General features: G+C 65.3%; 17 protein-coding genes. 10 read left to right on the top strand and 7 right to left on the bottom strand.

Annotated elements, in window-relative coordinates; all coding sequences use genetic code 11:
- Positions 1–32: 32 nt before the first annotated feature.
- Positions 33–551 carry an FKBP-type peptidyl-prolyl cis-trans isomerase gene (locus ACXZ1M_RS10270; RefSeq protein WP_459053062.1) on the top strand — a complete coding sequence of 173 codons (519 nt, stop codon included), beginning with the start codon at positions 33–35 and terminating at the stop codon, positions 549–551.
- Positions 552–591: 40 nt separating this feature from the next.
- A complete protein-coding gene (gene cysK / locus ACXZ1M_RS10265) occupies positions 592–1,524 on the top strand; it encodes a cysteine synthase A (protein ID WP_459053061.1) in 933 nt (310 codons plus the stop codon).
- On the opposite strand, the gene ACXZ1M_RS10260 is transcribed toward cysK, so the two are convergent.
- The 5 genes from ACXZ1M_RS10260 to ACXZ1M_RS10240 form a co-directional block, all read right to left on the bottom strand.
- Entirely contained in the window at positions 1,521–2,537 is a 1,017-nt protein-coding gene (locus ACXZ1M_RS10260) for a cation diffusion facilitator family transporter (RefSeq protein ID WP_459053060.1), read from the bottom strand. The genes cysK and ACXZ1M_RS10260 overlap by 4 nt on opposite strands.
- A complete protein-coding gene (locus tag ACXZ1M_RS10255; protein ID WP_459053059.1) occupies positions 2,534–2,860 on the bottom strand; it encodes an ArsR/SmtB family transcription factor in 327 nt (108 codons plus the stop codon). Before ACXZ1M_RS10255 ends, ACXZ1M_RS10260 begins: the two co-directional genes overlap by 4 nt.
- 107 nt (positions 2,861–2,967) lie before the next feature.
- Positions 2,968–3,489, bottom strand: coding sequence for a hypothetical protein (locus ACXZ1M_RS10250; RefSeq protein WP_459053058.1), 522 nt, complete (start codon positions 3,487–3,489; stop codon positions 2,968–2,970).
- Between the two features lie 6 nt (positions 3,490–3,495).
- Positions 3,496–4,236 carry a P-loop NTPase family protein gene (locus ACXZ1M_RS10245; protein ID WP_459053057.1) on the bottom strand — a complete coding sequence of 247 codons (741 nt, stop codon included), beginning with the start codon at positions 4,234–4,236 and terminating at the stop codon, positions 3,496–3,498.
- A gap of 60 nt (positions 4,237–4,296) precedes the next feature.
- The gene (locus tag ACXZ1M_RS10240; RefSeq protein ID WP_459053056.1) at positions 4,297–4,785 is read right to left on the bottom strand and encodes a CinA family protein; all 489 of its coding nucleotides are present in this window, start codon (positions 4,783–4,785) and stop codon (positions 4,297–4,299) included.
- Between the two features lie 193 nt (positions 4,786–4,978).
- Between ACXZ1M_RS10240 and ACXZ1M_RS10235 the strand changes: the two genes are divergently transcribed.
- A complete protein-coding gene (locus ACXZ1M_RS10235; RefSeq protein WP_459053055.1) occupies positions 4,979–7,597 on the top strand; it encodes an EAL domain-containing protein in 2,619 nt (872 codons plus the stop codon).
- Here the strand turns inward: ACXZ1M_RS10235 and thiL are convergent.
- Positions 7,582–8,556: a thiamine-phosphate kinase gene (gene thiL / locus ACXZ1M_RS10230; RefSeq protein WP_459053054.1), complete on the bottom strand. Its 975-nt coding sequence runs from the start codon at positions 8,554–8,556 to the stop codon at positions 7,582–7,584. The genes ACXZ1M_RS10235 and thiL overlap by 16 nt on opposite strands.
- Before the next feature lie 22 nt (positions 8,557–8,578).
- The gene (locus ACXZ1M_RS10225; protein ID WP_459053053.1) at positions 8,579–8,980 is read right to left on the bottom strand and encodes a hypothetical protein; all 402 of its coding nucleotides are present in this window, start codon (positions 8,978–8,980) and stop codon (positions 8,579–8,581) included.
- A 310-nt stretch (positions 8,981–9,290) separates the two neighbouring features.
- On the opposite strand from ACXZ1M_RS10225, the gene ACXZ1M_RS10220 reads away from it, so the two are divergent.
- The 7 genes from ACXZ1M_RS10220 to ACXZ1M_RS10190 all read left to right on the top strand — a co-directional run bounded on the left by ACXZ1M_RS10220 (position 9,291) and on the right by ACXZ1M_RS10190 (position 18,159).
- Positions 9,291–11,609, top strand: coding sequence for an NADP-dependent malic enzyme (locus ACXZ1M_RS10220; RefSeq protein ID WP_459053052.1), 2,319 nt, complete (start codon positions 9,291–9,293; stop codon positions 11,607–11,609).
- Positions 11,610–11,783: 174 nt separating this feature from the next.
- Positions 11,784–12,827, top strand: coding sequence for a GDP-mannose 4,6-dehydratase (gmd, locus tag ACXZ1M_RS10215; protein WP_459053051.1), 1,044 nt, complete (start codon positions 11,784–11,786; stop codon positions 12,825–12,827).
- 14 nt (positions 12,828–12,841) lie between these two features.
- Positions 12,842–13,747 carry a GDP-mannose 4,6-dehydratase gene (locus ACXZ1M_RS10210; protein WP_459053050.1) on the top strand — a complete coding sequence of 302 codons (906 nt, stop codon included), beginning with the start codon at positions 12,842–12,844 and terminating at the stop codon, positions 13,745–13,747.
- Positions 13,744–14,919, top strand: coding sequence for a glycosyltransferase family 4 protein (locus tag ACXZ1M_RS10205; RefSeq protein ID WP_459053049.1), 1,176 nt, complete (start codon positions 13,744–13,746; stop codon positions 14,917–14,919). Before ACXZ1M_RS10210 ends, ACXZ1M_RS10205 begins: the two co-directional genes overlap by 4 nt.
- A gap of 16 nt (positions 14,920–14,935) precedes the next feature.
- Positions 14,936–16,051 (top strand): glycosyltransferase family 4 protein, encoded by a 1,116-nt coding sequence (locus tag ACXZ1M_RS10200; protein ID WP_459053048.1) that lies wholly within the window; start codon positions 14,936–14,938, stop codon positions 16,049–16,051.
- Between the two features lie 43 nt (positions 16,052–16,094).
- A complete protein-coding gene (locus tag ACXZ1M_RS10195; protein WP_459053047.1) occupies positions 16,095–16,793 on the top strand; it encodes a winged helix-turn-helix domain-containing protein in 699 nt (232 codons plus the stop codon).
- Between the two features lies 1 nt (position 16,794).
- Complete coding sequence (locus ACXZ1M_RS10190; protein ID WP_459053046.1) at positions 16,795–18,159, top strand: HAMP domain-containing sensor histidine kinase; 1,365 nt, start codon at positions 16,795–16,797, stop codon at positions 18,157–18,159.

Below are 18,159 nucleotides of genomic sequence, written 5' to 3'. Positions count from 1 at the left end.
AGCTGTTTGCAGAACTCATCGAAAGAAACCACATGAAGCGTAGTTCCGTTTTCGTCGCCTTGCTGCTTGCGACCGCCACCGCCATCGTCCAGGCCCAGGCGCCGCAAGCCCAGCCCGAAGTTGCTCCTGCCTCTGCTCCTGCTCCTGCCGCCGAACCAGCCGCCGCCGTCGTAGTCGGCTCGGCCACGCCGGGTCCGGCCGCCGAACAGCTGATCGTCACCGACACCAAGGTCGGCACCGGCAAGGAAGCCTCCGTCGGCGCTACCGTGGTGATGCATTACTCGGGTTGGCTGTACCGTCCGCTGGCCAAGAATATGCACGGCAAGCTGTTCGACTCGTCCTACCCGCGCGGCGAACCGCTGGACTTCGTGCTCGGCGCCGGCCGCGTCATCAAGGGCTGGGACCAGGGCATCCGTGGCATGAAGGTGGGCGGCAAGCGCACCCTGATCATCCCGTCGGAACTGGCCTACGGCTCGCGTCCTAGCCCGGGCAGCAATATCCCGCCAAATTCCGCGCTAATCTTCGACGTGGAACTGGTAGACGTCAAATAAAGGCGTAGACTGGAGCCTCCGTCCCACTCGGAGGTTCTCCATGAAGATTGCCAACGACGTCACCGAACTGGTCGGCCGCACACCCCTGGTGCGGCTGAACCGGCTGTCCAAGGGCAGCGGCGCGCAAGTGCTCGCCAAGCTCGAATACTGCAATCCGGCCCACAGCGTGAAAGACCGCATTGGCCTGTCCATGATCGAAGCGGCCGAAGCGGCCGGGCAGATCCGCCCCGACACCATCATCCTCGAACCCACCAGCGGCAACACCGGCATCGCCCTGGCCATGGTCTGCGCGGCGCGCGGCTATCGTTGCACGCTGGTCATGCCCGACACCATGAGCCGCGAACGGCGCATGCTGCTGCGCGCCTATGGCGCCGAGCTGATCCTGACACCGGGCAGCGAAGGCATGCTGGGCGCGATCCGCCACGCCGATGCGCTGGCCGAATCCGATCCGCGCTACCTGATGCCGCAGCAGTTCAACAACCCGGCCAATCCTGATGTGCACCGCCGTACCACGGCCGAGGAAATCTGGGCCGACACCGATGGCGCAGTCGACATCCTGGTGGCCGGCATCGGCACCGGCGGCACCATCACCGGCGTGGGCGAGGTGATCAAAGCGCGCAAGCCGTCGTTCCGCTGCGTGGCGGTGGAGCCGGAAGCCTCGCCCATCCTGTCCAAGGGCACCAAGGGGCCGCACCCGATCCAGGGCATCGGCGCCGGCTTCGTGCCGGGCGTGCTGAATACCGCCATCTACGATGAAATTGTCTGCGTCGGCAACGACGACGCGTTTGAAACCGCGCGCCGCGCGGCCAGGGAAGAAGGGCTGCTGGTGGGGATATCCTCCGGCGCCGCGCTGTGGGCGGCGATGCAGGTGGCCCAGCGGCCGGACAGCGCCGGCAAGCTGATCGTGGTGATCATCCCCTCGTTCGGCGAGCGTTACCTGAGTACCGCTCTATACGCCAACCTGGCCGATTAGTGCGCGTGCGCGTGGGCGGCCGGTGCGGCCGCCGGCGCTTGCAGGCAGCATTCCTGCTCGCTGGCGCCGGTGCGCACCTGCAGCGTGCTGTGCTGGATCGAGAAGTCCTCGCGCAACGCCTTGCTGATGGCGTCGATGGCGTCGTCGCCCGGATAGCCGGCCGGCGTCACCAGCTGCGCGGTCAGCGCGTTCTCGGTGGTGCTCATGGCCCAGATGTGCAGGTCGCACACCGAGCTTACGCCCGGCTGGTTGTGCAGGAAATGTTCGATCTTGGCGCGGTCCACATTGTCGGGCACGGCGGCCAGCATCATGCGCAGCGACTGCTTCAGTAGCGACCAGGTGCTATACACGATGATGGCGACGATCACCATGCTGACCGCCGGATCGAGCCAGTTCCAGCCGGTATAGCGCACCACCACGCCGGCCACCAGCACGCCGAGCGAAATGGCGGCGTCGGCGGCCATGTGCAGGTAGGCGCCACGGATATTGATGTCGTCCTTGCTGCCGGCCATGAACAGCCAGGCCGAGAAGCCATTGACCAGGATGCCCACGCCCGCCACCACCGACACTGTCATGCCGGCCACCGGATCGGGATGCAGCAATTGCTGCACGGCTTCCCAGGCGATGCCGCCGCAGGCCGCCATCAGCAGCATGGCGTTGAACAGCGCGGCCAGCATCGAGGTGCTGCGCAGGCCGTAGGTATAGCGTTGGTTCGGCGCGCGCTTGGCCAGGATGGCGGCGCCCCAGGCCAGCATCAGGCCCAGCACGTCGGACAGGTTGTGGCCGGCGTCGGCCATCAGCGCGGTCGAGTTGGCCAGGAAACCGTAGAAGAATTCGATGCCGACGAACGCCAGGTTGAGCACGATGGCGATGGCGAAGGCGCGGCCCATGGTGTTGGGGTCGCCGTGGTGATGGTGGTGACCGTGGGCATGGCTGTGACCATGATCATGGTCGTGGCCGTGATGGTGCCCATGGTCGTGGTCATGATGGTCGTGATCGTGGTGCTTGCTCATGCTTCGGTCCCGGTGGAAGGTTCGGCGATATGTTCGAGCATATCGTTGAGGACGCCGCTGATGTGGGCGTCGGCGGTGGAATAGAAAACCTGCTTGCCCTGGCGCTCGGACTTGACGATGCGGGCGGCGCGCAGCAGGCGCAGATGGTGGCTGACCAGCGAGCCGCTCAGTTCCAGTGTAGTGGCAATATCGCTGACGGCAATCGGCGCCGGCATGCAGGCGAGCACGATGCGCAGGCGCGTCGGATCGCCGAGCAGGTGGAACAAATCAGCCAGTTGCGCGATCTGTGGATCGCAGGCGGAATAGTCGTATTGGCAGCTCATTATCGCTAACAAATGAATAGGTGTTCATATGTTAGCACAAAACCGGGGTCAGTTCTGCCATTGGTACATGAGCTCGTGTACCAATGGCAGAACTGACCCCGTTTTGCTTATTTCTGCAGTTCGGCTTGAAGTTGGGCGCGGGCCTTGGGATCGAGTTTCTCGATGGCCTGCTCCAGCCTGGCGGCGTGCTGTAGTGCCTGCGTCTGCTCCGCCGTCAATGCTGGCGCTGGTTTGTGGAAGGCGGCCTGGCCGCCCAGTACGATCAGCGCGCTGAGGGTGGCGATGCCGGCGGCGGCGCCCAGCAGGCGCAGTTCGCGCGGTGTGATGGCCGGCGACGTTTGGGTGGCGATCGGCCGCACCGGCCCCGAAGGCGGCGTCGGCACGTAGCCGGGCGCGGCGGTGGTGGCGGAGCCGTGGCTATGGCCGTCCTGCAGCGGCGGCAGGCCGCCGGCCAGGCGCGCCTGCTGCGCCAGCTCCAGCGAGGCGGCGTCGATCAACGCCACGTGGCGCTGCACGGCTTCCTCCAGCACCGCTTCGTTCAGCGCCACCAGCGCGAACACGGGATCGTCGACGTCGATTTTGACGCCGGTCTTTTCAAATACCAGCGTGCGCAGCTTTTGCTGATCCATGGCCGCCTACCACTGCACTTTGTCGAGTTGCTCGAACAAGTCGCGGAACACCACCTTGATGCGCTGCTTTTCCATGACGTTGAATTTGTCGCTTTCCTTGACCTCGGCGGCGGTCAGGCGCGCCGTGTTCATCTTCTTGATGTCGGCGCCGAAGGTGTCGGCGTTGCGCGCCGACAGCACCACCCGGCCCACCACGCGCGCGGCGTTGTCGGCATAAGTCTGCGATTCGATGAATTGCTTGCCGGCCGCCGATTGCAGCAGGCCGAAGTGTTCGTTCTCCCACAGCACCAGCGGCACGTTGGTGGCCTTGGCGGTGGAGACGAAGCCCATGGCGGTGTCGTGCAGCGTGTCGCCGCCGCCGACAATGGTGTGGACATAGACCTTGCGGCCCGATTCCTGCAACAGCGAGAAGCAGTCGTTCTCGATCAGGTAGCCCATCAGCGGCGAGAAGGTGTTGGCGCCGTTGTCGATCACGCAGTTGCCGTCCTGTTCGAGGATGTCGATCATCAGCGCGTCGAAGCGCTTGGGGTCGATGGTGCGGCTGTCCGTCATCACCGGTACGTGCTTGACGTTCATCGCCTTGTAGCGCGAGAAGGTCGCATTCTCCTGGTCGGTGTCGTAGCAGCGCAGCGGCTGCTGGTCCTCGGCCACGTCCTTGCTGGCGATCCACTGCGCAAGGATGGTAGAGACCAGCGTCTTGCCGATGCCGCCTTTACCCTGGAGAATAAAATGTACCGTGTTTTGCATCAATGACTCCCGAAACGCTTGAATGCGTCGAGAGTAATTGTTTTGCCGCGCGAAGGCAACCTAGTTGATGAAGCGCAGCAAGCCTTGCAGGGCATGGATCACGGTCTGCTCGCGCACCGCGCGGCGGTCGCCGGCAAACACCAGGCGTTCGGTGTGGACCGTGTCGGCGTTGGCCCAGCCGAAGCACACCGTGCCGACCGGCTTGCCCGGCACGGCGCCGGTGGGGCCGGCGATGCCGGTGGTCGAGACCGCCAAGTGGGCGTTGCTCGCACCGAGCGCGCCGCTGGCCATGGCGCCGGCCACTTCTTCCGACACGCTGCCCATCTGCGCGATCAGCGCGGCCGACACGTCCAGCATTTCGGTTTTCGAGGCGTTGGAATAGGTGATGAAGCCGCAATCGAACCAGGCGGTCGAGCCGGCGATTTCGGTGATGGCCTGGGCCACGCCGCCGCCCGTGCACGATTCGGCGGTGGCCAGGATCAAGCCCTTGTCTTGGAGTGCTTTGCCGACTTGTGCGGCGAGTTCGAAGATGGTGTCGCTGTTGCTCATGGCTATTCCTTCTCTGGTGCGGACTGCGGGGGCTTGCTATCACTGTACCATGCACTTCCTGATCGATGCCAGTGCCGCACGAAAATTTGGTATAGTTGCAATGTATTATGGAAATTGCAACAGCCTCAGCCGTGCGCCGCCATTTGTCGAGGCTGGTAAGCTGACTCAAGAGTACGTAGCCACCGGAGGCGCAATGATCAGTCACACCGACATTTCCCACGCCCGCATTTTGATCGTCGATGATCAGCCCGTGAATGTCGAGCTGCTGGAGTATCTGCTGACCTCCACCGGTTACAAGGCGGTCAGTTCGACCACCGATCCGCGCGTGGTCGCCGGCTGGCATGCCGAGCACCGCTACGACCTGATCATTCTCGACCTGCAAATGCCGGGCATGAGCGGCTTCGACGTGATGGAGGCGCTCAAGCCGCTGGAGCCGGACGGTTGGCTGCCGGTGCTGGTGGTCACCGCCCAGCCCGACCACAAGATGCGCGCCTTCGAGAGCGGCGCGCGCGACTTCATCAGCAAGCCTTTCGACGCCATCGAAACGCTGATGCGCATCCGCAACATGCTGGAGATGCGCCTGCTGCACGCGCGCGAGCGCAGCTACAACGCCCGCCTCGAGAAAACCGTGCGCGAGCGGACCGCCGAACTGCAGCGCTTCCGCAGCGCCATGGACGCCACCGCCGACGCCATCTTCCTGCTCGACACCGAGAGCGCCGAACTGGTCGACGTCAACGAAGGCGCCTGCCGCATGCTGGCCTATCCGCGCTTCGAGATGCTGGGCCAGACCGCCAGCCGGCTCGGCCTCGGCACGCCGGACGCGCTACGCCTGCAAGCGCAGCGGCTGGCCGATTTCGCCGCCGCCGTCGGTCCCGCGCGCGCGCCGGAACTGAGCGAGCTGGAACTGATGCGCAGCGACCTGATGGCGGTGCCGGTCGAGCTGTACTGGCAGCTGTTGCAGCGTCCCGGCCAGCCCACCGTGATGCTGGGCGTGGCGCGCGACATCAGCGAGCGCCGCCAGTCCGAAGAGCTGTTGCAGCGCATGGCCCACTACGACAGCCTGACCGGCCTGCCCAACCGCACGCTGTTCTTCCGCACGCTGGGCGACACCATCGCGCTGGCGCAGGACAAGCCGTGGCGCATCGCCGTGCTGTTCATCGGCCTGGACCGCTTCAAGAGCATCAACGACTCGCTCGGCACCGCCTGCGGCGACGACCTGCTGCGCCAGTTCAGCAACCGCCTGGTGCAATGCGTGCGCATCCGCGACACCGCCGGCCGCCTCGGCGGCGACGAGTTCGCCCTGATCCTGACCATGAACCGTGACCAGCAGGAAGCGGTGAACGCCGCCTCGGAAGTGCGCGAGGCGCTGCGCCAGCCGTTCGAGCTCGACGGCCAGCAGGCCGTGCTCAGCGCCAGCATCGGCATCGCCCTGTATCCGGACGACGCCAGCGATCCGGAAACCCTGGTCAAGTATGCCGACACCGCCATGTCGCGCGCCAAGCAGGCCGGGCGCGACGGCTACCGCTTCTTCACCGCCGGCATGAACGTGCAGGTGCTGGCGCGGCTGGACATGGAGCTGGCGCTGCGCCGCGCCTTCGACAACCGCGAGCTGCTGCTGCACTACCAGCCCAAGGTCAACCTGAACACCGGCGCCATCTGCGGCGTCGAATCGCTGCTGCGCTGGCAGCGGCCCGGCTTCGGCCTGGTGTATCCGGCCGAGTTCGTGCCGGTGCTGGAGGACACCGGCCTGGTGGTGCGCGTGGGCGGCTGGATCATCGACACCGCCTGCAAGCAGATCGCCGCCTGGCTGGCCGACGGCACGGGGCCGGTGCGGGTGGCGGTCAACGTCGCCAGCCGCCAGTTCGTCGAGGGCGACCTGGAGCAGGTGGTGCGCGCCGCGCTGGCGCGCCACCAGGTGCCGCCCGAGCTGCTGGAGCTGGAGCTGACCGAGTCGGCGCTGATGTCCAACGCCGAGCGCACCATCACCGTGCTGAAGAACCTCAAGGCGCTTGGCATGAAGGTGGCGATCGACGATTTCGGCACCGGTTATTCATCGCTGGCCTACCTGCAGCGCTTCCCGATCGACAAGCTGAAGATCGACATCGCTTTCGTGCGCGAGATCACCACCAATCCCAACGACGCCGCCATCGCGCTGGCCATCATCAGCATGGCGCACAGCCTCAAGCTGCATGTGATCGCCGAAGGCGTGGAAACGCGCGCCCAGCTCGAAGCCCTGCGGCGCAGCCGTTGCGATGAAATCCAGGGCTATTTCTTCAGCCGGCCGGTCGCGCCGGACGAACTGGGCCGGCTGGTGCGCTCGGGCCGCAGCCTGCCGCCGGCGCCGGGCGCGGCCAGCCAGCCGCCGCAGACGCTGCTGATCGTCGACGACGACGTCAACGTGCTGGCCTCGCTGCACCGCCTGTTCCGCCGCGACGGCTACCAGATCCTGACGGCGGCCAACCCGATCGAAGCCTTCGAGCTGCTGGCCCTGCACGCGGTGCAGGTGGTGGTGTGCGACCAGCGCCTGCCGCTGATGAGCGGCACCGAGTTCCTCAGCAAGGTCAAGGAAATGTATCCGGAGACCATACGCATCATCCTGTCCGGCTATACCGGGCTGGAGGCGGTGCTCGATTCCATCAACCGCGGCGCCATCTACCGGTTTTACACCAAGCCGTGGGACGACACCCAACTGCGCGACAACATCCGCCTGGCCTTCCACCACTACTGGCTGATGCACGGCAGCGGCCGCATGGCCGGCGAGCCGGGCGAGGATGCGACTGCGCTGCCGCCCTTGATTCAGGAAGTGAAGTGATCGAAGCCCGCTAGCTGCAGGTCGAGCGCGGCGCCGCCGGCGTCCACCAGGCGCAGGCCGGCCTGGGCATCGATGCTGCCGACGCGGGTCACCGGCGTGGCCACGCTGCCGGCCGCCGCCAGGATGGCCGCGCGCGACGCTGCCGGCGCGGTGAAGCACAACTCGTAATCGTCGCCGCCGGCGGCCGTGTAGGCGCGGCGCAGGGCGGTGTCGCGCGTGGCCAGCACATCGCCGGCCGGCAGCGCGTCGACGTCGAGCGTGGCGCCGACCCCGGAGCGCTTGAGGATGTGGCCGAGGTCGCCAATCAAGCCGTCCGAGATATCGATGGCGGCGTGGGCGATGCCCTGTTCCGCCAGCAGCACGCCCAGTTCCACCCGCGGCACCGGCATGTGCATGCGCACGGCGGCGGCGCGCTGGGCGGCATCGTCCAGCGGCTGCGCCAATTCCTGGCGGTAGCCGGCCAGCGCCAGGCGCGCATCGCCCAGGGTGCCGGAAATCCAGATATCGTCGCCGGCTTGCGCGGCGCTGCGGCGCAGGGCCTGGCCCGGGCGCAGCTCGCCAAACACGGTGATGCAGATATTCAGCGGCCCCTTGGTGGTGTCGCCGCCTATCAGTTCGATGTTGAAGGCGTCGGCCAGCGCGAACAGGCCTTGCGAGAAGCCCTGCAGCCAGGCGCGGTCGGCGGCGGGCAGGGCCAGCGCCAGCGTGAAGCCGACCGGGCGCGCGCCCATCGCCGCCAGGTCGGACAGGTTGACGGCCAGCGCCTTGTGGCCCAGCCGCTGCGGGTCCTCGCCGGCGAAGAAGTGGCGGCCCTCGACCAGCATGTCGGACGAAATGGCGGTCTGCATGCCGGGCGTGGGCGCGATCAGGGCGCAATCGTCACCAATGCCGAGCACGGCGCGCGCGGCATGGTGGGGACGCTGGAAATATTCTTTAATGAGGTCGAATTCGGAAAGCATGACGGTATTTTACTGCTTACCGCTATGGCTCCAGCCGTTTCTGCAGGTTTTCCACGCCGATGGCGGGCAAGCTCTCGTCCGACAGGAACAGCCAGTCGTGGTTGGCCAGGCGCACCGCCACGCCGTTCACGTGGAAGCGGCTCAGCAGGTTGGGCGTGAAGAATAGTTGCGGCCCGGCTTCGTAGCTGGCCCCGGCCAGCACGATGTAGAGCTTGCTGGCGCCGGCCTCGATGGTGGCGGCGTCCAGCGACAACTGCGCCAGGCTGCCCTGGCCGGTGTGGATCAACCCGCCAAGCGAGCGGCTATAGACGAAGGCCAATTGCTGGGCGTTTTCCTGCCAGCGCAGCAGTTGCTGCCAGGCCGCGCCCTGGGACGAGGCGCCGGCCGGTTCGGGCAAGTGTTTGGACACGATCACGGCGGACATGGACTTCTCCTGAAGAAAGCACATGTCTTCAGCTTAGCCGAATTCCCGATGGCTACGCTTCACATCGTGAAAAATTGATAATTTCAATCAAATTTCATCACTCGATAGCAAAAGGTGATGGGTTCGGAAAATTGATTATGTTGCGCCTATCCATAGTTTATCACCCCAAAAATTCGGCTAACGCCCGACTTGCTCACAAAAAATGCTGACCATGGTGCCGATAGTTGGTGAAAATACCTACTTAATTGCAAGAAGCGGTCTGATAAAATCATAGGCCTTCGATCGCACAATATGGGAAGGCTGTTAAAGCATGGATTCGTCACCTGAGAAAAAAGAAGCAATTCGTCAACAACTGCGCGTCGCCGCGCTGGAATATCACGAGTTCCCTACACCAGGCAAAATCAGCGTTACTCCGACCAAGCAACTGACCAATCAGCGCGATCTGGCGCTGGCCTACTCCCCCGGCGTGGCGGCGCCCTGCGAAGAAATCGTCATCGATCCGGCCAACGCCTATAAATATACGGCGCGCGGCAACCTGGTGGCCGTGATCACCAACGGCACCGCAGTGCTGGGCTTGGGCAATATCGGCCCGCTGGCCGCCAAGCCGGTGATGGAAGGCAAGGGCGTGCTGTTCAAGAAGTTCGCCGGCATCGACGTGTTCGATATCGAAATCAACGAGCAGGACCCGGACAAGCTGGTCGAGATCATCGCCTCGCTGGAGCCGACCTTCGGCGGCATCAACCTGGAAGACATCAAGGCGCCGGAATGCTTCACCATCGAGCGCAAGCTGCGCGACCGCATGCAGATCCCGGTGTTCCACGATGACCAGCACGGCACCGCCATCATCGTCGGCGCCGCCATCCTGAACGGCATTTCGCTGGTCGGCAAAGATATTAAGAACTGCAAACTGGTGGTCTCCGGCGCCGGCGCGGCCGCGCTGGCCTGCCTGGACCTGATCGTCGACCTCGGCTTCCCGCTGGAAAACATCTACGTCACCGACCTGGCCGGCGTGGTCTACAAGGGCCGCACCGAGCTGATGGACCCGGACAAGGAACGCTTCGCCCGCGAAACTTCGGCCCGCACCCTGGCCGAAGTGATTCCGGACGCCGACATCTTCCTGGGCGTCTCGGCCGGCGGCGTGCTGAAACAAGACATGGTCAAGGCCATGGCGCCGAACCCGCTGATCCTGGCGCTGGCCAACCCGAATCCGGAAATCCTGCCGGAAGACGTCAAGGCCGTGCGCGGCGACGCCATCATCTGCACCGGCCGTTCGGACTACCCGAACCAGGTCAACAACGTGCTGTGCTTCCCGTACATCTTCCGTGGCGCGCTCGATTGCGGCGCCACCACCATCACGCGTGAAATGGAAATCGCCGTGGTGCACGCGATCGCCGAGCTGGCCCACGCCGAGCAGTCGGACATCGTGGCCACCACCTACGGCTTCACCAACCTGTCGTTCGGCCCGGAGTACCTGATCCCGATGCCGTTCGATCCGCGCCTGCTGACCAAGATCGCCCCGGCCGTGGCCAAGGCGGCCGAGGATTCCGGCGTCGCCACCCGTCCGATCAAGGACCTGGTGGCCTACGAGGAAAGCCTGCAGCAGTTCGTCTACCGTTCGGGCACCTTCATGAAACCGCTGTTCCAGGTCGCCAAGAAGGCGCCGCTGGACGTCAAGCGCATCGTCTACGCCGAAGGCGAAGAAGAGCGCGTGCTGCGCGCGGTGCAGGTGATTGTCGATGAAAAGCTGGCGCGTCCTATCCTGGTCGGCCGTCCGGCCGTGCTGGATTCGCGCATCGCCAAGTTCGGCCTGCGCCTGAAGCAGGGCGTTGACTTCGACGTCATCAACCCGGACCACGACGACCGTTACCGTGATTACTGGCAGGCTTATTACGAGCTGACCGCCCGCAAAGGCGTCACGCAGGAGTACGCCAAGCTGGAAATGCGCCGCCGCCACAGCCTGATCGGCGCCATGATGATCAAGAAGGGCGACGCCGACGGCATGATCTGCGGCACCTTCGGCACCACCCAGTTGCACCTGCACTATATCGACCAGGTGCTGGGCCGCCGCGAAGGCGCTTGCGTGTACGCCGCCATGAACGTGCTGGTGCTGCCGCAGCGCCAGCTGGTGATGGTCGACACCCACGTCAACGAAAACCCGGACGCCAACGAACTGGCCGCGATCACCGTCATGGCGGCCGAGGAAATGCGTCGCTTCGGCCTGTCGCCGCGCGCCGCGCTGCTGTCGCACTCGAACTTCGGCTCGTCCAACAACGCCTCGGCGCAGAAGATGCGCGCCGCGCTGGAGTTGATCAAGCAGCGCGACCCGTCGCTGGAAGTGGACGGCGAAATGCATGGCGACACCGCGCTCGACTCCAAGCTGCGCAACGCCATCATGCCGAACTCGACCCTGACCGGCGACGCCAACCTGTTGGTGATGCCGAACATCGAATCGGCCAACATCGCCTACAACCTGGTGAAAACGGCGGCCGGCAACGGCATCGCGGTCGGCCCGATCCTGCTCGGCTGCGCCAAGCCGGTGCACATCCTGACGCCATCGGCCACCGTGCGCCGCATCGTCAACATGACCGCCCTGTGCGTGGTGGACGCCGTCGCCCAGCGCAAGGTTTAAACCAGCTTCATCGGGCCGGTTGCCGCTTTAACAGCGGTAACCGGCCTTTTTATTTCTCTGTAACAAGATGTAATTGATGTAAAACGAGGATTTTCGTTAGAAATGGTCATGTAGCGCTCTGTTACAATATCGGGCTATTAGAAGATTACTCACGATTCTGGATTTGTCATCATCATGCAAAAAGCAAAAAAAGCCCTGGTTACGGGCATTACCGGTCAAGACGGCGCCTACCTGGCGGAGCTGCTGCTGGAAAAAGGCTATGAAGTCACCGGCACCTATCGCCGCACCAGTTCGGTCAATTTCTGGCGCATTGAAGAACTGGGCATCCAGTCGCACCCGAACCTGAACCTGGTCGAATACGACCTGACCGACCTGAGCTCGAGCATTCGCCTGATCCAGACCGCGCAGCCGGACGAGGTGTACAACCTGGCCGCCCAGAGCTTTGTCGGCGTGTCCTTCGAACAGCCGGTCACCACCGCCGAAATCACCGGCATCGGCCCGGTCAACCTGCTCGAAGCGATCCGCATCGTCAATCCGAAGATCCGCTTCTACCAGGCGTCCACCTCCGAAATGTTCGGCAAGGTGCAGGCCGTGCCGCAGAAGGAAGACACCCCGTTCTACCCGCGCAGCCCGTACGGCGTGGCCAAGCTGTATGCCCACTGGATGACCGTGAACTACCGCGAGTCCTATGGCATCTTCGGCTCGTCCGGCATCCTGTTCAACCACGAGTCGCCACTGCGCGGCCGTGAGTTCGTCACCCGCAAGATCACCGACTCGGTCGCCAAGATCCACCTCGGCCTGCTGGACGTGCTGGAACTGGGCAATATGGACGCCAAGCGCGACTGGGGCTACGCCAAGGAATACGTCGAAGGCATGTGGCGCATCCTGCAGGCCGACGAGCCGGGCACCTATGTGCTGGCCACCAACCGTACCGAAACCGTGCGCGACTTCGTCACCATGGCCTTCAAGGCGGTCGATGTGTCGCTCGAGTGGAGCGGTGAGGCCGACCACGAAATCGCCACCTGCAAGCAAACCGGCAAGGTGCTGGTGCGCGTCAATCCGAAGTTCTACCGTCCTGCGGAAGTGGAACTGCTGATCGGCGACCCGGCCAAGGCCACCAAGGAACTCGGCTGGAAACCGTCGACCACGCTGGAACAGCTGTGCCAGATGATGGTGGACGCCGACCTGCGCCGCAATAAAGCCGGCTTCTCGTTCTAATCCAAGGAGTACCGATGGCTGCTGAAGGTACGGGCAAACGCGCCCTGATTACCGGCTTGTCCGGCTTCACCGGCCAGTACGTGGCGCAGGAACTGCGCGCGGCCGGCTATCAGGTCTTCGGCACCATCACGCCCGGCCATGCGCCGCGCGAGGGTGAGTTCGCCGTCGACCTGAACGACCGCGCCGGCCTGGCCGCCGTGGTGCAGCAAGTGCAGCCGGACGTGGTGGCCCACCTGGCCGCCATCGCCTTTGTCGGCCACGGCGACGTCGAGCAGATCTACCGCGTCAACGTGGCGGGCACCCGCAATCTGCTGGAAGCGCTGGCCGCGCAGGCGCACAAGCCGTCGGCCGTGCTGCTGGCCTCCAGCGCCAATATCTACGGCAACACCGACGTCGGCGTGATCCACGAAGACGTGCCGGCCGCACCGGCCAACGATTACGCCGTCAGCAAGCTGTCCATGGAATACATGGCGCGCCTGTGGCAGGACAAGCTGCCGCTGATCTTCGTTCGTCCTTTCAATTACACCGGTATCGGCCAGGCGGAAAACTTCCTGTTGCCGAAAATCGTCTCGCACTTCCGCCGCAAGGCCGCCGACATCGAGCTGGGCAACCTGCATGTGTGGCGCGATTTTTCCGACGTGCGCATGGTCGCGGCCAGCTACCGCAAGCTGCTGGCCGCGCCGGCGGCGGTGGGCGGCGCCTTCAACATCTGCTCCGGCCACGCCTATTCGCTGGGCGAGGCGCTGGACATGATGGCCGACATCGCCGGCTACAAGATCAACGTCCACGTCAACCCAGCCTTCGTGCGCGCCAATGAAGTGGTGCGCCTGGTGGGCGACAACGGCCGCCTGGTCGCCGCCACCGGCCCGCTGGCCGTGGTGCCGCTGGCCGATACGCTGCGCTGGATGTACTCGGCGTGAACGCCACGCCCGCCCTGCGTGTCGGCCTGTCGGTGACGACGGCCGAACCGGTGCTGACCGGCGGCCGTCTCGACGGCCTGGGCGTGTATAGCCGCGCCCTGCTGGAGCACCTGCCGCACGCCGGCGTGGACGTGCAAGCGCTGTCCTTCGCGCCGCATGGCGACGCGAGCAAGGTCAAGCTGGGCCGCGCGCTGCCGCTGTCCTTTCCATTGGCGACGCTGGGCGATTTGATCCTGCCATCCTCGGTGCACCTGAGTAGCCATACGGCGTTGATGCGCGGCGACCGCGCCGCCGCGCCGCTGGACCTTTTTCACGCCACCGACTACCGCATCGTGCGCATGGACTGCCCGGTGGTGGCCACGCTGCACGACGCGCTGCCGGTGTCGCATCCCGAATGGGCCAGCGCCAAATGGCGCAAGCTGAAGAACTGGTTGCAGATCAAGGCCGCGCGCAAGGCGCAGCATGTCATCACCGGTTCGCATTTTTCCGTGCGCGAGCTGGTCGAGTGCTTCGGCGTCGATGAGCGCAAGATCAGCGTGGTGCACCACGGCGTGGCCACCCACTGGTTCGATGCGCCCGCCGCCGAAGAACGCGACGTCACGCTCGGCCTGCACGGCCTGCGTGAAGGCTACTTCCTGTTCGTCGGCACGCTGCAGCCGCGCAAGAACGTCGAGCGCCTGCTGGAAGCCTACCTGGCGCTGCCGCCGGTGCTGCGCGCCGCGCGCCAGTTGGTCATCGTCGGCCAGCCGGGCTGGCGCAGCGAGGAACTGGTCAGCCGCATCAAGGCGGCGCAGCAGCGCGGCGAGAATGTCGTCTGGCTGGACCAGCTGACCGACGACCGCCACCTGCGCCACCTGTACGCCGGCGCCGGCGCCTTCATCTTCCCGTCGCTGCACGAAGGTTTCGGCCTGCCGCTGGTGGAGGCTTTTGCCAGCGGCGTGCCGGTGGCCTGCTCCAACACCACCTCGCTGCCGGAAGTCGCCGGCGGCGCGGCGCTGGAATTCGATCCGCTGTCGGTCGGCGACATCACCGCCGCCATGACCACCCTGGCGCGCGACGACGCCGCACGCGCGCGCTGCATCGCCGCCGGCCATCGCCGCGCGCTGGAGCTGACCTGGGACGAGGCGGCACGCCGCACCGTCGCCGTCTATCATCAAGCACTGTCTCACTGAATTGTCACCCCCAGCCATGCGCGTCCTCCATTTCTACAAGACCTATTACCCCGACTCCTGGGGCGGTATCGAGCAGGTGATACGCCAGATGTGCGTGGGTACGGGCCGCCTGGGCGTGACCAACGAGGTGCTGACGCTGAGCCGCAACGGCCCGTCCGAGATCGAGTTCGAAGGCCACACCGTGCACCGCGTGCCGCTCGATTTCGAAATCGCTTCGACCGGTTTTTCGTTTGCCGCCATCCGCAAGCTGGCGCGCCTGGCGCGCAAGGCGGACGTGATCCATTACCACTTTCCGTGGCCGTTCATGGATGTCGCGCACTTCCTGGCCCGCATCAACAAGCCGAGCGTGGTGACCTACCACTCGGACATCGTGCGCCAGAAAAAACTGCTGCGCGTGTACGGCCCGCTCAAGCGCCGTTTCCTGCACAGCGTCGACACCGTGGTGGCGACTTCGCCCAACTACCTGGCCTCGTCGCCGGTGCTCAAGCGTTTCGCCCACAAGACCCGCACCATCACCTATGGCCTCGACAAGTCGATTTATCCGACGCCGTCCGAGGAGCTGAAGGCCAAGTGGCGTGCCGAATGCGGCGAGCGCTTCTTCCTGTTCATCGGCGTGCTGCGCTACTACAAGGGGCTGCACATCCTGCTCGACGCGATGGCCGATGTCGATTACCCGGTGGTGATCGTCGGCGCCGGCCCGATCGAGCAGGAGCTCAAGGAGCATGCGCAGCGCCTCGGCCTGACCCACGTGAAGTTCATCGGCGCGGTGCAGGAGGACGACAAGGCCGCGCTGCTGGAACTGAGCTATGCCATGGTGTTCCCGTCGCACCTGCGTTCGGAAGCCTTCGGCATCTCGCTGCTGGAAGGCGCGATGTTCGGCAAGCCGATGATCTCCAGCGAAATCGGCACCGGCACCACCTACATCAACATCGACAACGAAACCGGCCTGGTGGTGCCGCCCGATGATCCCGAAGCGCTGGGTGTCGCCATGCGCAAGCTGTGGGAACACCCGGAGCTGGCCGCCGACATGGGCCGCCGCGCCGAAGAACGCTACTGGGAATTGTTCACGGCCGAACGCATGGCCGAGAACTACCACGCGCTGTACCTCGAGCTGGTCGCCAAGCCAAGGTAGCCAAGGTAGAATAAGCGCCTTACCCCGACTGCCGGAGAATCGCGTGCGCTGCCTGGTCATCGAAGACGAAGCCGAAACCTCCAACTACATCTGCAAGGGCCTGCGCGAGGCCGGCTACAGCGTCACCGCTGCCGTCACCGGCCCGCAGGGACTCGACTACGCCACCGGCGAGGAATGGGACATCATCATCCTTGACCGCATGCTGCCGGGGCGCGTGGACGGCCTGTCGATCGTCGACCGGCTGCGTGCGCTGGGCCGGCAGACGCCGGTCATCATCGTCAGCGCGCTGACCACCATCGACGCCCGCGTGACGGGCCTGCGCGGCGGCGCCGACGACTATCTCTCCAAGCCTTTCGCCTTTTCGGAACTGCTGGCCCGGGTGGAGGCGCTGCTGCGCCGTAGCGCCCCCGGCGTGCCCGGCGCCGACAGCACGCAGCTGCAGGTGGCCGACCTGCGGCTGGACCTGCGCACCCTGCGCGTCACGCGCGGCAACAAGGTGATCACCCTGCAGCCGCGCGAATACCGCCTGCTGGAATACCTGATGCGCAACGAGAACCAGGTCGTGACCCGTACCATGCTGCTGGAATCGGTGTGGGACTATCACTTCGACCCGCAGACCAATGTGATCGACGTGCAGATCAGCCGCCTGCGCGCCAAGGTCGACAAGGATTTCCCGGTGATGCTGATCCACACCCTGCGCGGCGTCGGTTACCGCATGGGCATAACAGCGCCGGAGCAGTAACTTGTTCAAGTCCCCCAAGCTGCTGCGCACCTCGATCGCCGCCAAGCTGGTGCTGGGCTACGGCCTGCTGGGCATCGCCTCCATCGCGGCGGTGTCGATGGTGTTCTATCGGGGCACCATCGGCGTGATCGACCAGAATATCGACGGCAAGATCGTCGCGCAGAGCGAACGCCTGCTGGACAACGTCGCCGAGGGCGACGCCTTGAAGGCCGAAGTGCGGCGCCTGCTCGGCGACGGCGTCGACAGCGACCGCGAAATCTTCCTGATCCTCGATGGCGACGGCACGCCGGTGGCCGGCAACCTGGCCACCTGGCCCGGCGTGGCCGATTCGCCGGACATGGTGACGGCGCAAGTGCTGCGCAACGGCCGCAGCGCGCCGGCGCGCTTGTACCTGCGGCCGCTGGTGCGCGGCGGCACGCTGATCGTCGGCCGCGACCTGAGCGAAGAGGAGGCCGTGCGCGAAGTGATCTGGCGCGCGCTGCTGGCCGGCGTGTGCGTCTCGCTGATGCTGACCATCGCCGGCGCGCTGCTGTTCCGCCGCAGCATCGAGGCGCGGCTGGGCGAGATCCGCCGCACCGCCGCGCAGATCGAGGCCGGCGATTTGAGTCCGCGCATCCCCGTCACCGGCAACGACGAATTCGCGCTGCTCAACCACGACATCAACCGCATGCTGGACCGCATCGAGCTGCTGATGGAGGGCATACGCCACGTCTCCAACGCCATCGCCCACGACCTGCGCACGCCGCTGAGCCGCATCCGCGGACGGCTGGACGACGCCCTGCGCCACGAGATGACGGTACCCACGCTGTCGGCCGCCGCCCACCACGCCATCGACGACATCGACGATTTGATCCGCCTGTTCGAACGGCTGCTGCAGATTGCGGAAGCCGAATCGGGCATGCGCGGGCGGCTGTTCGAGCGGCTCGACCTGGCGCGCGTGGTGGCCGATATCGGCGAGATGTATGAAGCCATCGCGGAAGACGACGGCATCGTGCTGACGGTCGATGCGCCGGACGCGCTGCATGTGGACGGCGACCGCAACCTGCTGGCCAGCGCCGTCGCCAGCCTGCTGGACAACGCAATCAAGTACGCCGGTCCCGGCGCCGCCATTCATGTGCGCGCCGGCCTGTATCACGGCCAGGCGGCGATCTCGGTGCAGGACAATGGACCCGGCATCCCGGAAGGAGAGCGCGGCAAGGTGACGCAGCGTTTTTACCGCCTCGATAAAAGCCGCCACATGCCGGGCAATGGACTGGGGTTGTCGATCGTCGGCGCCACCGCCACCTCGCATGGCGGCCGGCTGGTGCTGGAGGATGGCGCGCCGGGGCTGGTGGCGCGCATCGTGCTGCCGCTGGCTGCCGGCTAG

This window comes from Duganella paludis, assembly GCF_054461335.1.
The sequence above is the reverse complement of the archived record's forward strand: the minus strand, read 5'-3'. Positions and strand labels throughout refer to the sequence as shown.

What these genes read in the sequence shown, in the direction of transcription:
- ACXZ1M_RS10200 (WP_459053048.1), top strand. Translation starts at nt 14,936, where the DNA reads ATGCGCGTCCTCCATTTCTACAAGACCTATTACCCCGACTCCTGGGGC.
- ACXZ1M_RS10270 (WP_459053062.1), top strand. Translation starts at nt 33, where the DNA reads ATGAAGCGTAGTTCCGTTTTCGTCGCCTTGCTGCTTGCGACCGCCACC.
- cysK (WP_459053061.1), top strand. Translation starts at nt 592, where the DNA reads ATGAAGATTGCCAACGACGTCACCGAACTGGTCGGCCGCACACCCCTG.
- ACXZ1M_RS10250 (WP_459053058.1), bottom strand. Translation starts at nt 3,489, where the DNA reads ATGGATCAGCAAAAGCTGCGCACGCTGGTATTTGAAAAGACCGGCGTC.
- thiL (WP_459053054.1), bottom strand. Translation starts at nt 8,556, where the DNA reads ATGCTTTCCGAATTCGACCTCATTAAAGAATATTTCCAGCGTCCCCAC.
- ACXZ1M_RS10260 (WP_459053060.1), bottom strand. Translation starts at nt 2,537, where the DNA reads ATGAGCAAGCACCACGATCACGACCATCATGACCACGACCATGGGCAC.
- ACXZ1M_RS10245 (WP_459053057.1), bottom strand. Translation starts at nt 4,236, where the DNA reads ATGCAAAACACGGTACATTTTATTCTCCAGGGTAAAGGCGGCATCGGC.
- ACXZ1M_RS10210 (WP_459053050.1), top strand. Translation starts at nt 12,842, where the DNA reads ATGGCTGCTGAAGGTACGGGCAAACGCGCCCTGATTACCGGCTTGTCC.
- ACXZ1M_RS10240 (WP_459053056.1), bottom strand. Translation starts at nt 4,785, where the DNA reads ATGAGCAACAGCGACACCATCTTCGAACTCGCCGCACAAGTCGGCAAA.
- ACXZ1M_RS10225 (WP_459053053.1), bottom strand. Translation starts at nt 8,980, where the DNA reads ATGTCCGCCGTGATCGTGTCCAAACACTTGCCCGAACCGGCCGGCGCC.
- gmd (WP_459053051.1), top strand. Translation starts at nt 11,784, where the DNA reads ATGCAAAAAGCAAAAAAAGCCCTGGTTACGGGCATTACCGGTCAAGAC.
- ACXZ1M_RS10220 (WP_459053052.1), top strand. Translation starts at nt 9,291, where the DNA reads ATGGATTCGTCACCTGAGAAAAAAGAAGCAATTCGTCAACAACTGCGC.
- ACXZ1M_RS10235 (WP_459053055.1), top strand. Translation starts at nt 4,979, where the DNA reads ATGATCAGTCACACCGACATTTCCCACGCCCGCATTTTGATCGTCGAT.
- ACXZ1M_RS10255 (WP_459053059.1), bottom strand. Translation starts at nt 2,860, where the DNA reads ATGAGCTGCCAATACGACTATTCCGCCTGCGATCCACAGATCGCGCAA.